This is a genomic window from Psychrobacter sp. KFRI-CH2-11, from assembly GCF_038239325.1.
Lineage (GTDB): Bacteria > Pseudomonadota > Gammaproteobacteria > Pseudomonadales > Moraxellaceae > Psychrobacter > Psychrobacter celer.
Map to the genome: position 1 here is coordinate 966706 of NZ_CP151283.1, position 15772 is coordinate 982477.

Sequence of the window (15772 nt, forward strand, 5' to 3'; positions counted from 1 at the left end):
GAGAACAACGCCTTTATCAGCTTAGGGTAAGACCACGGTTACACCCATTAGGTGTTATCTATAATGTATAAAATTGACAGTGTATCAAGCACATTTAACAGACATAATAAATACGGTATATCTATGAAAACCAATAAGTTACCTAAATCAGCTTGGTCTGATTCACAGGAAGCTGGTTCTCAATCTCAGCAGAGCAGCTCATTTAGTGACTGCTATTTACACAGTGAATTGACCAAAAACAGCGCACAGCAAACAGACAGTGTCAGTCATGCTGCCAGCAATGATGCCAGCTATCGTGATGGTCTGGTAGATGAGATAGCGAGCAGCAGGTATTCACAGCCAGCGCCCACTCAGGTGTCTTTACAAGACAGTTATTTTGGTTATAAAAAGATGAGCAAAAAACCTGCCAAGATAGAAGAATCTGCCATGATGGATGATATCCAAGCAACCTCGCTGCCAAAACATACGCACACGACATCAAGGTACTCAGTGGGGTATGGACAAACGCCTGCGGACAATACCGCGCAGCAAGGTACCCTCAATGCCTACGACAAGTCTAATAAAGTAGGCGCGTCATCAAAGCCTAGCTCATCAACAGCCGATGGACAGACATCCTACGGCTCTACGTCTTATACAGACTCATACAGCGAAATACCGGAGCGCGTATTTATGAATGGATTGATCAAGCACACAGGCATAGCATTAGCGATTATCATACCTCTGGCCGCGTTTTCTGCTTATGCTGCTTCGCCTGAGCCAAACACAGCGGCAAAGGCCAGCAGTGCTGAAATGACAGAGACGCTAGCTGTGCAGCCAAGTGATATCATCCATAAATCTGCGACCACGCCGACCACAGTCGATAGTGTGGATCTAAACAAATACGCGGGGACGTGGTATGAGATAGGTCGTTTGCCGATGTATTTTCAACGTAACTGTGCAGGCGATGTGACAGCCAACTATACGCAAAAGACGGATGGCTCGGGCGTTATCGTCACCAACAAGTGCTTGGATAGTGACGGCGCAGAGATCGTTGCCGAAGGTTTGGCTAAACCTGCCGATGCCACTGGTAGTAAACTCAAGGTTACGTTTTTGCCATCGTGGATACGCTGGCTGCCAGTGGGCCGTGCCGACTATTGGGTGCTGGCACGTGATGGCGATTATAAAACTGCCTTGGTAGGGACGCCTGACAAAGACTATCTTTGGTTACTGGCACGCTCACCAGATATCGCTCAAGAAACGTACGCCAAGTATCGTCAGATTGCCCAGCAACAAGGCTACGATTTAAAAGAATTTGAGCTGACACCGCAGTCCAAACAAACGGTCAACTTGGTCCCATAATACCGTTCGCGTGGTTAATGACTGGCAAAATAGGGCGTTTTAGGCTAAAATCTAGGCGCTCTACATACTCTAACGCAAATAACCAAAATCGAGAGTCTTGATGACTCCATAAGTGTCAACGCTTAGAGCCTATACTGCCCATCTATTTATTTTTCTTCACACTTTACTGATCATACATTACTGACCATAAGGATGTTTCTCGTGAGCAACGCTGATACCTTACGCCAATTACATCAAGACCACTTGAGCAACTACAACACCCAAGAGCAACAAGCCATTGAGCTAATGGGGCTGCTAAATAAGCTTTATAATGAGCAAGACGTACAAGTGACTTTGTTCGGCGAAACGCTAGATACCAGCTCAGTGGGTCAAATATTGGCACTGCATCAAAAAGTAGCATTGCGTGAGCAAGGCGCAAAGACCATCCAGGTCGCTGACACCTTGGCCATGGTAAAAACTTTGGCAGAAAATAAAGGCCTTCAAGCCGCTCGTATCGATGTCGGCCAGCTAATCGCCTCTGACACTGACGTACAGGCTGCCCTGCAAGCCGTCAATCACGAGCAAGGGGCAATGAACAGCGCCACTGACGTGGTACTATACGGTTTTGGCCGTATCGGTCGTATCTTGACTCGCCTATTGTTATCGCAAGCATCTAGTGCCAAAGGCTTACAGCTAAAAGCCATTGTCGTACGTCCTGCAAAAGCAGGCGATCTGGCCAAGCGTGCGTCGTTGTTAGAGCGCGACTCTATCCATGGTAGTTTTGCTGGCGGCGTGACGGTCGATGAAGACAACAACGGCCTGATCATCAATGGTCGCTTTGTACAAGTGATTTATGCCAATGATCCAAGCACCATCGATTACACCGCTTATGGCATCGCTAATGCGTTGGTGATCGACAACACGGGTATCTGGAAAGACGAAGATGGCCTTGGTAAACACTTGCAATCTACTGGTGTCAAAAAAGTACTCTTAACCGCACCAGCAGGCGGCGATATCAAAAACGTCGTGTATGGTGTCAACAATGACACAGTCGGCGATGATACTATCGTTAGTGCAGCCAGCTGTACCACCAACGCTATTACCCCAACGCTAAAAGTACTAAACGATGAGTACGGTATCGAAAACGGTCACGTCGAGACCATTCACTCATTTACCAATGATCAAAACCTAATTGATAACTATCACAAATCAGACCGCCGCGGCCGTAGTGCAGTATTGAACATGGTCATCACCAGCACAGGTGCTGCAAAAGCAGTTGGTAAAGCATTACCGGAGCTCAGTGGTAAGCTAACTGGCAACGCCATTCGCGTTCCGACCCCCAACGTGAGTCTTGCGATTTTAAACTTAAATCTAAAAACCGCGCCAGAGAGCGCTGATGCGTTAAATGCGTTTATGCGCAAAATCGCCAACAGTCACACTTGGCAGTCGCAAATCGCTTATACAGACTCGACTGAAGCGGTGTCGACCGACTTTGTTGGGACCACTCATGTCGGTATCGTCGATGCGCAAGCAACTATTTTGACTGATAATCATGCTATCGTATATATCTGGTATGACAACGAAGTAGGCTACAGTACTCAAGTCTTGCGTTTGGCTACCCAGATGGCTGGTATTAGCTATACGCAAATTCCTGCATAAAACGTAAGCTAAGCGCTGCAAACTCAAATATAATATAAAGCACCCGATAGTCCGATTGGTTATCGGGTGTTATTGTCATCATGAAGGCTAAGTGCTAACTACCAAATGCTAAGTGCTAACTACTCAGTGCTAAGCGCCAACAATAGGACTTTGGCAGTCGTCATGACAACACCCCCTAGCAAAAACCTAAAATACAGCCGCTGGTTGTAGCCAGTTATAGACTGGATTGTAAATTAAGGAACGTAAGATGCGATTTATTGATGAAGCCGTCGTAACGGTAAAAGCAGGTGACGGTGGTAACGGAATCGCCAGTTTTCGCCGAGAAAAATATGTCCCACGTGGTGGCCCTGATGGCGGTGATGGTGGTAGCGGCGGTGATGTCTATGTCATTGCTGATGACAACACCAACACCCTAGTGGACTATCGCTATACGCGGCGCTATGATGCAAAGCGCGGTGAAAATGGACAAAGTAAAAACTGTTCAGGCAAAGGCTCAGAGGATATTTATCTGCCTGTGCCGATCGGTACGACGGTGGTCGATACCGAGACTGATGAAGTATTAGGAGATTTGGTCGAAATTGGTCAGACGCTATTGGTTGCTAAGGGCGGCGATGGTGGTCTGGGCAATACCCATTTCAAAAGCTCGACCAACCAAGCACCGCGCAAGGCGACTTCAGGTTTTGAGGGCGAGTTAAAAGTACTTAAGTTTGAGCTAAAAGTCGTCGCTGATGTGGGATTGGTCGGTTTGCCCAATGCGGGCAAATCCACCTTTATCCGTCAGGTTTCGGCTGCCAAACCAAAGGTGGCGGATTATCCCTTTACCACGTTGGTGCCAAACTTAGGCGTCGTCGATATCGGTCGCCATCGCTCGTTTGTCATGGCAGATATCCCAGGCTTGATCGAAGGCGCATCCGAAGGGGCTGGGCTGGGTATTCGCTTTTTAAAGCACGTGGCTCGTACGCGTCGTCTGCTACACTTAGTTGATGTCAAGCCTGTCGATGGTAGTGATCCGGTAGAAAATGCCCGCGTGATCTTAAATGAGCTTGAGCGTTTTTCTCCTGAGCTGGCCAACCTCCCGCAGATTTTGGTACTCAACAAAATCGATCAGGTCGCTGAGGAAGACTTAAACGAGCTGTGTACGCATATCGTGGCCGAGCTTGGCTGGACAGGTATGGTCTTTCGCACCTCTACCTTGACTGGGGAAGGGGTGGACGCGGTCAAATACCACCTAATGAACGATATTGAGCGTGAGCGCGAGCGTGAGATAGAAGACCCTATCTTTGCTGAAGCACAAAAAGAGCGTTTTGCGCGTTTGGAAGAAGAAGTCCGCCTAAATACCGAAGCCCAGCGCGAAGCATATAGAGCCGCTCGCCGAGCTGCGCGTGAAGGCATAGATAACAACGACGATCGTTTAGATGACGACGAAGATGGCGTTGAGGTGGTTTATGTGCCTTAAGCTATGACGCTTAAGCTGATATACTTAAATGTTTAGAGCAACCCCCGTAATCAATTGACACAAGACACAGGAGTTTATATGGCAGATGACATAGCAAATACGACCGAAGAAGCAAGGTTTATTAAGCAAACTCGCAACTTTGATATTCAGCGCGTTATTGTCAAGATTGGCTCATCGTTATTAACCAATAACGGCCGAGGGCTGGATCGAACTGCCATTTACGAGTGGGCCAAGCAAATTGCAAAGCTGCATAAGCAAGGCGTGGAAGTGCTGCTGGTGTCCTCTGGTGCAGTTGCCGAAGGTGTGGTACGTATGAACCTTGAGGAGCGCCCACGCAAGCTTGCCGCCTTGCAAGCGTGTGCATCCATTGGTCAGATGGGTTTGATTGAGACCTGGTGGTCGGCTTTGATTCAACACGGTATCCAAAGCTCACAGCTTTTGCTGACGCACGATGATTTGTCCAACCGTAGTCGTTACCTAAATACTACTGGTGCCTTGACCCAATTGTTGGACTGGCGCGTCCTGCCGGTCATCAATGAAAATGATACCATCACTATCGACGAGATTAAGTTTGGTGACAATGACACGTTGGGCGCGATGGCAGCGGCGATGGTCAATGCGGATTTGTATATTATCCTCACAGACCAAGAAGGCGTCTTTACAGACAACCCGCGTGACAACCCCAATGCCAAAATGATTCGCCAAGAGCGCGCGATGGCAGATTATTTGTTTGATATCGCAGGTGATGGCGGCAAGCTTGGGCGCGGCGGTATGCTGACTAAGATCCGCGCCGGTCGCCTTGCTGCTATGGGCGGCTGTCCGACGGTGATTGTCAGTGGTGCGATCGATGATGTCATCACTCGAGTGGTCTCAGGCGAGGCGGTGGGTACGCTATTGACTACCAATGATGAAGATAAAATCATCGCCCGCAAACAGTGGCTGGCCGCCCATCTACGCATGTCAGGCACCCTGATCGTCGATGCTGGAGCGGCCAAGGCAGTGGTCGAGCATCATAAGAGCTTATTGCCTGTCGGGGTGGTAGAGGTACGCGGCGATTTTGATGAAGGCGATGTGGTAGAAGTGGTGCACCAAGACACAGGCGAGCGTATCGCGGTCGGCCAAGTCAACTTTTCATCTCGTGATGCGTGCCGTGTGGCTCGTGAGCGAACTGAGGAGTTTGATAAGATACTTGGCAATCATGAAGAGCGCGTGGTCATGGTGCACCGAGACAACCTAGCACTGACTGTCTGATCCTATTTAGCGGTCTGATCGCTATTTTCAATGACGAAGGTGTGTCCTTATTTTTATCGATAAATATCTAGCGATAGATATTTGATTGGGGACACGCCCTAATAATAAATGGCATTTAAGCTTAAGCTTTGGGCGCTCCTATCAACTCATGAGACGGTTTTTAGTATTTATATGCCGCCATCTATACGTTATCAGCGTTTATCATTTTTTATTCACTTTATTTATCCAGTACAGTATGCAAAGAGATATAAATACTGTGCGGTTTTGGAGATTTGTACATGAGTGCTTCAGACAATAATCATTCGGCTCAGCAAACGTTTGCGCCGTTAAAAAACGATAGATTGCTACGTGCCTTACGCTTTGAGCCTGTTGATACCACCCCTGTTTGGATGATGCGTCAAGCTGGCCGTTATTTACCAGAATATAAAGCCACGCGGGCAGAGGCTGGCGATTTTATGAGCTTGTGTAAAGACACTGCGCGTGCCACCGAGGTCACCTTGCAGCCACTGCGTCGTTACGATTTAGATGCGGCGATTTTATTTAGCGATATTTTGACCATTCCTGATGCGATGGGTTTGGGCTTGTACTTTGAGACAGGCGAAGGCCCAAAGTTCAAGTACCCGATTCGTCAGCAGGCAGACCTTGATAGACTACCAGTGCTAGATATGAATGACTCGCTTGATTATGTCATGCGTGCGGTGACCAGTATTCGTCAGGCGCTAAATGGCCAAGTACCCTTATTTGGGTTTTCTGGTAGCCCTTGGACACTAGCCACTTATATGATCGAAGGTGGCAGCTCAAAGGACTATCGTTATACCAAAGGTTTTTTGTATAGCAATCCTGAGTTTTTGCATCAGTTATTGGATAAGTTGGCTAGCGCAGTGGTAGATTATTTGGATGCTCAAGTGATCGCTGGTGCTCAGATTTTACAGATATTTGATAGCTGGGGCGGCGCGCTTGGTCATCGTCAGTTCGTTGACTTCTCTCATGCCTATAATAAGCGTATCGTCGCTGAGCTAAAGATTCGTCACCCGCAGATCCCAGTGGTGCTATTTACCAAAGGCGGTGGCCTGTGGCTCGATGTGCAAGCAGACAGTCAGGCGGACGCACTCGGGCTAGACTGGACCATGCCGCTAGATCGCGCGCGCCAAGTGCTCAATGAGAGCCAGCGTCAATTGACCAAGCAGCACAAAAAACTACAGAGCAGCAAAGCACTACAAGGCAACTTAGATCCAGCAACCTTGTACGGCTCGCCTGCCACCATCCGCGCAGAAGTAACGGCGATGCTCGATAGAGCCTACGCAGATGGCGAAAAAACAGGCTACGTGGCAAACTTAGGTCACGGTATCACGCAGTGGGTCAACCCTGACAATGCCAAGGTGTTTATTGATGCGGTTCATGACTATAAACTTTAGTTTATAGCGCATGAGCCATGCTTTGATGCGAGAGCAAATGCTTATCGCCTGTCGAATCCTGCAACGGGTACTGTCAGCGAGCTTGATGAGAGTAGAGCGATACTTGCGTTTATTTTCTGGCTACTTTATTTTTAGGCATGATGTTACTCAAGTAAAAAACAAGTAAAAAAGGATATCTTATGATTTCAGCAGCTATTGTCGGCGGTACAGGCTATACAGGTATTGAGCTTATTCGCTTATTGTCTGCCCACCCCAACGTGTCTCTTGATTTGCTAACGTCACGTAGCGAGGCGGGTACGCGCGCTGATGAGATATTCCCAAGCTTACGCGGTATATCAGACATCGTTTTTAGTGATTTGGGTGAAGATACACTTGGGGCGTTACAAAAGTGCGATGTGGTATTTTTTGCGACCCCTCATGGGGTGGCGATGAAGCAGGCCGAGGCGCTCACGCAAGCGGGCGTTAAGGTCATCGATTTGGCTGCTGATTTTCGTTTACAGTCCTTGACGGATTTTGAGCACTGGTATCAGCAGTCGCATGCCTGCCCTGAGCTGCTAAAAACGGCTGTTTATGGCTTACCTGAGGTCAATCGTGCCAAGCTTGCCGAGGCGCTGGTCGTGGGCAACCCTGGTTGCTATCCTACCACGGCGATTTTAGGTCTCAAACCCATTATCGAAAAACAAAACACCCAAGCAGATAGACTGATCGAGCCGCGTATCGTTATCGATGCAAAATCTGGTATCTCGGGCGCTGGACGTCAGGCAAAACTTGCGCTCAATTATGCCGAAACGACAGACAACTTTAAGGCTTACGGCGTTGAGGGGCATCGTCATCTGCCTGAGATCGAGCAGGGTGTGGCGCAGTTACTAGGCAGTCAGTTTACGCATCGTATTCGTTTTTTACCCCATTTGGTGCCGATGATACGCGGTATGCTCAGCTCCATTCATATGGAGATGACAGAGGCTGGGACGGCTATTGACTGGCAGCAGGCATTCGAGAATGCTTATGCAAGCGAGCCATTTATCGACGTCATGCCCAAAGGCAATTATCCAGATACCCGCAGTGTCCGCGCCAGTAACCGTCTGCGTATAGCGATACATCAAGACAACGAGCGCGCTGAACTGACCGTGATCGTGGTACAGGACAACCTCGTAAAAGGAGCAGCAGGACAAGCGGTACAAAATATGAATGTCATGTTTGGGCTTGAGGAGTCATTGGGATTGAATTTTGCACCCATTGTTCCTTAAGGTGTTGTTTTGTTCGCTTTTTTCTCAACTTGTCATTCACATTTATGGTGCTAGGTATTGATTATAAATTCCGCTATACTAACTTGCCCTTACTATTAAGAGATACTGTCTAAATGCGTATTCAGATCGCACTACGCCTTAGCCCGCAGCCAGCATGTGTACCATGCCAAGCCTTTGCTCCATGCGATATGGAGCAAAGGAAGCAGTCTTTTAAAAACAGCGTAGCGAGTAATATGGGGCGCACGCAGCAAGGCGCTTCGTCGTTGGTATTGGCTTTGTTTGTGGTGGTGATTCTGGTCACCGCGATTGTGGGGCTGATGTTTGGTCACAAGCTTGGCTATCAGCGCGGTACTCACTCGATGCAAAACGAAGCCAAGCAGGCGATCATTGATAGCAAAGAGGCCAGTAAAGAGCTGGAGGATTTGCGTCTAAGTAATAAGATTGCGACCAATCAAGCCGCCACTGCCAAGCAAGAGCTGGCTATTAGCTTGGCAAACTTGCATGAACTGCGTGAAAACCAGCAAACTCTGACAGTAGAAAATCGCCAACTGACGCAGCTAAATGAGGTGTATGCAGAGGCGCTCACTGAAAAAGGCGGCATGCCACTAAAAGTACTGGGGGCTAAGATTGAGCCACTACCTGAGAATGCTTTTGAGTATGGGTTTGATATTGGTATGCTCAGTGCGGATGGATCAGCCAAACGTCTAAGACCGACTTTGACCTTGCTCAATGATGGCGAGCTGGTTGAAGTGCCACTTGAGCCGGCAAACCATATAATAGAAGGTATCGTACGTATTCGCGGTCGCTTTATGATGCCATCAGGCTTTAAACCTCTACAAGTCAAGCTCAGCTTGCAAGCAGGCGATCAGCAAGTAGAACAGCTGTATGACTGGAAGCTGGGCGACAGAGTGGACAATATGCCGCTGTCTTTATTGGATCTGCCTGAGGTGGATGAAAGTCCGATTGAGCCAAAGAGTGCGACCGACTAGCGGCCGTCTGTCTATCCAGATCGACATCAATAACAGACGATAATAGTCTGCCTGCTTGTTACCACCTTTATCACTTCTATAACTTCAAACTTACCTTATAATTATACTTTGATTATGATAAAACAAACGACACTACAAGATGCGCCAACGGTATGCGATTGGCACTTTCCAAACCTGCCCACACACCGTGCCCAAGATGGTAATACAGAAGAGGAAACCTCACCGCAAGCAGACGTACTGGTGGCTGAGCCAGAAATCGCTAAGCCGCCGATGTATGCGGTGGTCATGTACAACGACAACTACACACCGATGGAGTTTGTGGTGTATGTCCTGCAGTCGGAGTTTCGTCATAGTATGGATGCTGCTGTGGAGATTATGCTGACTATTCATAATAGTAGCAAAGGTATCGCGGGCATCTACCCAAAAGATATTGCTGAAACTAAGGCCAAAAAAGTCAACAGTCTGGCTCACCGCGAAGGGTATCCGTTATTGACCCAAATCGAACCACATCAAGGGGAAGGATAATAGCGATGTCTGATGCCCACACCTTTACGGAAGCCTCAAATTAATAGGTTTGGTTGTTGATGGTGTTTATCAGCCATTCCCCCATCACCATACAAGTCGCTCAATAAAACAGTGAAAACATGAAGCAGTGAGATAATAAAACGATGTTTTATCTCACTGTACTGTTTTTATAACCAATTCACTATCACGTCCCCATTCTTCACCTTACTTCTGCCTCTTTGTTGTTTGTTTTCCATTCTGTCTGTTTATCTATCTTACTGTCTTGACGCAATATGCTTCGATACATTTTAGTCGATGTTAATAGATTGACTATGGGTAAATATCGTGTTGAGATAAAGAAAAGCGAATATGAGTCATAATGCCCTGTACTTGACTGCTCGGCGCAGGCTTAATCGTCGATAGATGACTCTTTTTATCGGTAAGGGTATCCAAAACAGGGAGGTTATAGTCCGCTTTATTGATTGATATCAAGCAATTATGCCGCCATTGCCCTTGAACAATCCATCTATCGCCCTGATTTACTTACTAACTCATTCATAAAGCTATCAATTATAAAGATAGGTACAACCGTAGGAAGTCCTTATGTTAAGTCGTCATCTTGAAGTTTCTTTGCGTTTAGCAATGACGCTTGCGCGCCAAAAATCGCATGAGTATCTCACTGTTGAGCATCTATTGTTGGCGCTACTAGAAAACACTCATGCCGCCAACACCCTAACGGCTTGTAATGCCAATGTTTCAGCGCTACGCACCGAGCTTGAGGCTTATATTAATAAGCACACGCCGACGGTGGATGCTGATACCGAACAATCCCCGCAGCCAACCCAAAGCTTTGATCGCATCTTGCAGCGTGCTATCTTTCACGTACAGTCTATCGGCGGCGGCCGTCTGGTAGAAGGCTCGGATATTCTTGTGTCGATGTTTTCAGAGCACGACACCTATGCAGTATATTTGCTCAAAAAGCAAGGCATCAGCCGTCTTGAGCTGACGCAGTATCTCTCGCATGGTCAAGATAAAGATGAACCATCAGAGCCGCGTGCATCGATGACAGGTGAGCGCCGCGGTGCCTCAGAAAAGACCAGTAAAGATCCGCTAGTCGAGTTCGCTACCAATCTAAACCAGCGCGCCGCGGAAGGTAAGACCGATCCGCTTATCGGCCGCGCGTCTGAAATTGAGCGGGCGGCACAAGTGCTATGCCGTCGCCGCAAAAACAACCCGCTATTGGTGGGCGAGCCAGGCGTAGGTAAAACTTCTATCGCTGAAGGTTTGGCGTGGCTTATCATCAACGAAAAAGCGCCAAAGCCACTGAACGGCTGCGTGATTTATAGTCTAGATATCGGCGCGCTCATCGCTGGCACCAAGTATCGCGGTGATTTTGAGAAGCGCATGAAATCCTTGCTTGATGCACTAAAGAAAAAGCCCAATGCGATTTTGTTTATCGATGAGATTCATATGATTATCGGTGCAGGGTCATCGATGAGTAGCAATATGGATGTCTCAAACCTGATCAAGCCGGCCCTTGCCAACGGCGAGCTACGCTGTATCGGCTCGACCACCTTTACCGAGTATCGTCAAGTGTTTGAAAAGGATCATGCTCTTTCTCGTCGTTTCCAAAAAATCGACGTAAAAGAGCCAAGTGTTGACGATACTATCGATATTTTGCGCGGGCTTAAACCGCGTTACGAAGAGTTTCACAATGTTGAGTATAGTGATGAAGCATTGGTCACAGCCGTTCAATTGTCAGCCAAGCACATTCATGAGCGTTTTTTGCCAGACAAGGCGATAGATGTCATCGATGAGGCAGGTGCCTATAAGCGTTTGGGTGTCGTCCCTGATGCTGATGATGTCGCAGCAGAAGAAAGCTTCATCGCTGATTTAGAGCAGGATTTTGATACACCAGTTGCAGCAAAGGACGATACTGAGACAGACTATAGCAGCGAGATGCAAGCGGAGGCAAATACTGCCAAAGCCGATGATCAAGCCCACGCCAACGAGAAGTCTCATGAGGACTCTCAAGCCACTGAGGTGAAAAAAGCACCGATGAAAATCGATGTGGCAGATATCGAAGCCATCATTGCTAAGCTTGCCCGTATTCCGCCCAAATCGGTGTCCAGTGATGATAAGAGTATCTTGGAGCACTTGGACCGTGACCTCAAGCACTTGGTGTTTGGTCAGGATGAAGCCATCACGACTTTGGCAGATGCCATCAAGCTGTCGCGAGCTGGGCTCAAAGCGCCAGATAAGCCGATTGGCTCGTTTATGTTTGCCGGCCCAACAGGGGTAGGTAAGACAGAGGTATCGCGTCAGTTGGCCAACCTGCTCGGCGTGGAGCTGGTACGTTTTGACATGTCAGAATACATGGAAGCGCACACCGCATCACGTTTGATCGGCGCGCCTCCTGGCTACGTTGGTTATGATCAGGGCGGTTTGCTGACCGAAAAAATCAATCAGCATCCGCATTGCGTGCTGCTACTAGATGAGATCGAAAAAGCCCACCCTGATGTCTTTAACTTGCTACTACAGGTGATGGACCATGGTACGTTGACGGATAATAATGGCCGCGTTGCTATCTTTAAGCAGGTGATTATCATCATGACGACCAACGTCGGTGCGGAGAGTATCAGCCGCTCGTCCATGGGCTTTACCCAGCAAGATCATAGCCGTGACAATACTGAGGCGTTAAAACGGGTCTTTACCCCTGAGTTCCGTAACCGTTTGGATGCGATTATTCAGTTCAACCCATTAGATACCTCGGTCGTGGTATCAGTGGTCGATAAGTTCTTGGTTGAGCTACAAGTACAGCTCGATGACAAACAAGTGACATTAGAGATCGACGATGACGTACGTGACTATCTGGCGGACAAAGGCTATGATCGTCTAATGGGGGCGCGTCCGATGCAGCGCTTGATACAGGATGAAATCAAAAAGCCGCTCGCAAGTATGATTTTGTTTGGTGACTTGGTCAATGGCGGGGTCGTACATCTGATTTTGGCACCTGAGGCACAAGATGAAACAGACGAAAACGCTGTCGCATTAGAAAAAGGTCAGAGCGCCAATAAAGGCTCAGCAGACAGTCGTATCGTGCTGACGGTGGTGGAGACGCATGAGCCACACCCAGACTCTGAGTCATTAGCCAGCTAAGGCTTTGCTACTAATATAATAAGAACGGTTACCATGTTCGTGCGGTAGCCGTTTTTTTTATTGTTATAATTCATCATCTCATTTTTATTTATATTGATTGACTTTACTAAAAGTAAGGGTCTTGTAAATAGTGGCCAGCCAAATTTTATAGATAGTGAACCCATTTAGATAACTATCGATTGAATTGAAGACACGCCCTATATAACAACTAAAAAAGGACACAGTATGGAACCTCTCGATGCAAAAGCGCCAAAAACAGCCGCACAAAAAAAAGCCATCTTAGACAAAGTACGTTTGCCAGAGGACTGGAAGATGGCCTTGGCAGATGAGCTGACTTCTGAGAATATGGACAACCTACGGGCTTTTTTAAAGGAAGCTTATCAGTCGCCAGATAGCATCTATCCACCAGCGCCACTGATGTTTAATGCTTTTAATCTCACGCCATTATCTCGCGTTAAAGTGGTCATCTTAGGGCAAGACCCTTATCATCGCCCAGGTCAGGCCATGGGATTGTCGTTTTCGGTACCCAAAGCCATTCCAAAACCGCCGTCACTCAATAATTTGCTAAAAGAGATGGCCGATGATATCGGTGTTCAGCCATCAGCGCATGGGGACTTGACCTATTGGGCGCAGCAAGGTGTATTACTGCTAAACAGTGCGTTGACTGTGCGAGAAGGTGAGCCGAACAGTCATCAAAATCAAGGCTGGGAGCAATTTACCGATGCAGTGATCGATGTGATCAACGAACAAACAGAGCATACGGTGTTTATTTTGTGGGGTAGTAAAGCCCAGAAAAAAGGCAAATACATCCATGCTGATAAACATTTGATTTTAACCGCTGTCCATCCATCGCCGCTGGCGGCAAACCGTGGTGGATTTTTTGGTACTAAGCCGTTTTCGAAGACCAATGATTATCTCCGGCAGCATGGCCGTACACCCATCGACTGGCAGTTGCCACAGTAGCTATCTATGACCATTCCTTTTTTTGCCGCAGAGACACTGCAGGCGCATCATTGTTGTCTGCCTGATGGTATTAGTTACCACTCAAGCCCTGATAGCTTGTCTGCGGACGCTGCTGGTAGCCGTGCTCGACATCAGCTTGAGCTGAGCACTCAGCAGTTTTGGACGCTAGAAGATGTACAGTGGATGTATCAAGCATTGGCATTGGCTCAGCATGGCGCTGAGCTGGGCGAGGTGCCAGTTGGTGCGATACTGGTACATGAGCAGCAGATGATTGGTAAAGGCTTTAATGAGCCAATCGGTCGCTATGATGCCACCGCCCATGCCGAGATAGTCGCTCTAAGAGATGCCTGTCGCCAACTAAAAAACTACCGCCTACCATCAAACACCACCTTGTACGTGACCTTAGAGCCTTGCACCATGTGTATGGGCGCGCTAATCCATGCGCGAGTGGCGCGGCTGGTGTATGCGGCAAATGAGCCGCGAGCTGGCATGGTGGGTAGTCAGATGGATCTATCGGCACAAGATTTTTATAATCATACCATTACTGTACAACGGGGTTTGTGCAGTGAGCATAGCAGTCAGCTACTTAAGCGGTTTTTTCGAGCGCGTCGTCAGCTGGCCAAGCAAAAAAAATTAGATGTTAAAAAATAAGGGCTTTTGCTTATCTACAAAATGCACTGCCTGCAAATATAAGCATCAGTCATGGTGATGATAGGGTTTTCTTGCTATAATATCGCCCTATTTGGCGCTGCGATTATCAGATGGCTGTTAAGCGTTTGATAAGGTGGTGAATATTGCGCTGTCCTTGCTAGCAGTGGGCGATATATGTTGTTTTTATAATTGAGTAAACATGATGACAGTCTCTACACCTGACTTTACGCCTGATAATGCCTTACAGGACCGTGATCCCTCTGAGCAAGCGGTACAGCGTTATCCCGTGATATGTATTGATGGTCCAAGCGGGGCGGGTAAAGGCACAGTCACCTGGCGCTTAGCGCAAGCACTGGGTTATCAGTTATTAGACTCAGGGGCGCTATACCGCATCGTCGGGCTCAAAGCCTTTGAAGCAGGACTGCTCGGTGCCGACGGTTGTCAAGACATTGATGAGCAGGCAGTACTGACATTAACCCAGGGTTTGGACATCGTGTTTGTGCCCAATGAGGCATCAGGCCGCGTAGATATCATCGTCAATGGCGATGCCGTAGGCGAGCAAGTGCGTAACGAAACCGTTGGCGGTTATGCCTCAAAGATCGCGGTATTCCCTAAAGTGCGTCAGGCGCTGCTTACGCTACAGCAAAAAATGGCCAGTCGCTCAGGGCTGGTCGCTGATGGCCGTGATATGGGTACTGTGGTATTCCCTGATGCGGATGTTAAGGTATACTTGACAGCCAGTGCCAAAGCGCGTGCTGAGCGCCGTGTGACTCAGCTACTGAATGCAGGGCAAACCGCAGATTTTGAGGCGATTTTGGCAACGATCAAAGCGCGTGACGAGCGTGATGAAAACCGCGCGACAGCACCGTCGAAGCCTGCCAAAGACGCTTTATTATTAGACAGCTCATGTTTGGATGCCGACAGCGTATATGCACAAGTCAAAAAATACTGTCAGGACAAAGGCATTTGTTTTAATAATTAATAAAAACAATACAGTAACTACCAACTCACTACCAAAAAATTTGCTACAGGCTTTGGTTTTAGTATAAAATTGTATAAGTAGAGATGTGCAATAAGCCAAAGCCAACATTGAACCAAGAGTAAAAATGTGAGCCGGCAGTAAAGACAGTTGTTGCTAATGAGTGTGATGAGATGCTCGCT

The 15772-nt window shown here is 47.9% G+C and carries 12 protein-coding genes; all 12 read left to right on the forward strand.

Going from position 1 to position 15772, the window contains the following annotated elements; all coding sequences use genetic code 11:
• The first annotated feature begins 123 nt into the window (after positions 1-123).
• The 12 genes from AADH33_RS04030 to cmk all read left to right on the forward strand — a co-directional run bounded on the left by AADH33_RS04030 (position 124) and on the right by cmk (position 15593).
• Positions 124-1338, forward strand: coding sequence for a lipocalin family protein (locus AADH33_RS04030; RefSeq protein WP_348549640.1), 1215 nt, complete (start codon positions 124-126; stop codon positions 1336-1338).
• A 192-nt stretch (positions 1339-1530) separates the two neighbouring features.
• Positions 1531-2976, forward strand: coding sequence for a glyceraldehyde-3-phosphate dehydrogenase (locus AADH33_RS04035; protein ID WP_348549641.1), 1446 nt, complete (start codon positions 1531-1533; stop codon positions 2974-2976).
• Between the two features lie 247 nt (positions 2977-3223).
• A complete protein-coding gene (gene cgtA / locus AADH33_RS04040) occupies positions 3224-4432 on the forward strand; it encodes an Obg family GTPase CgtA (RefSeq protein WP_075100692.1) in 1209 nt (402 codons plus the stop codon).
• Between the two features lie 78 nt (positions 4433-4510).
• A complete protein-coding gene (proB, locus tag AADH33_RS04045; protein ID WP_075100693.1) occupies positions 4511-5683 on the forward strand; it encodes a glutamate 5-kinase in 1173 nt (390 codons plus the stop codon).
• 278 nt (positions 5684-5961) lie between these two features.
• On the forward strand, positions 5962-7098 hold the full coding sequence (gene hemE, locus AADH33_RS04050; RefSeq protein ID WP_075100694.1) for a uroporphyrinogen decarboxylase: 1137 nt from the start codon (positions 5962-5964) through the stop codon (positions 7096-7098).
• Between the two features lie 179 nt (positions 7099-7277).
• The gene (gene argC, locus AADH33_RS04055) at positions 7278-8345 is read left to right on the forward strand and encodes an N-acetyl-gamma-glutamyl-phosphate reductase (RefSeq protein ID WP_348549642.1); all 1068 of its coding nucleotides are present in this window, start codon (positions 7278-7280) and stop codon (positions 8343-8345) included.
• 113 nt (positions 8346-8458) lie between these two features.
• Positions 8459-9334, forward strand: a complete 876-nt coding sequence (locus tag AADH33_RS04060; protein ID WP_348549643.1) for a hypothetical protein — start codon at positions 8459-8461, stop codon at positions 9332-9334.
• A gap of 114 nt (positions 9335-9448) precedes the next feature.
• Positions 9449-9859 (forward strand): ATP-dependent Clp protease adaptor ClpS, encoded by a 411-nt coding sequence (locus AADH33_RS04065; protein WP_348549644.1) that lies wholly within the window; start codon positions 9449-9451, stop codon positions 9857-9859.
• A gap of 582 nt (positions 9860-10441) precedes the next feature.
• Positions 10442-12997, forward strand: coding sequence for an ATP-dependent Clp protease ATP-binding subunit ClpA (gene clpA, locus AADH33_RS04070; RefSeq protein WP_348549645.1), 2556 nt, complete (start codon positions 10442-10444; stop codon positions 12995-12997).
• A 225-nt stretch (positions 12998-13222) separates the two neighbouring features.
• A complete protein-coding gene (locus tag AADH33_RS04075) occupies positions 13223-13960 on the forward strand; it encodes a uracil-DNA glycosylase (RefSeq protein ID WP_100749879.1) in 738 nt (245 codons plus the stop codon).
• 6 nt (positions 13961-13966) lie between these two features.
• Entirely contained in the window at positions 13967-14611 is a 645-nt protein-coding gene (gene tadA / locus AADH33_RS04080) for a tRNA adenosine(34) deaminase TadA (RefSeq protein ID WP_348549646.1), read from the forward strand.
• A 202-nt stretch (positions 14612-14813) separates the two neighbouring features.
• On the forward strand, positions 14814-15593 hold the full coding sequence (gene cmk / locus AADH33_RS04085; protein ID WP_348549948.1) for a (d)CMP kinase: 780 nt from the start codon (positions 14814-14816) through the stop codon (positions 15591-15593).
• The last annotated feature ends 179 nt before the right edge of the window (positions 15594-15772 follow it).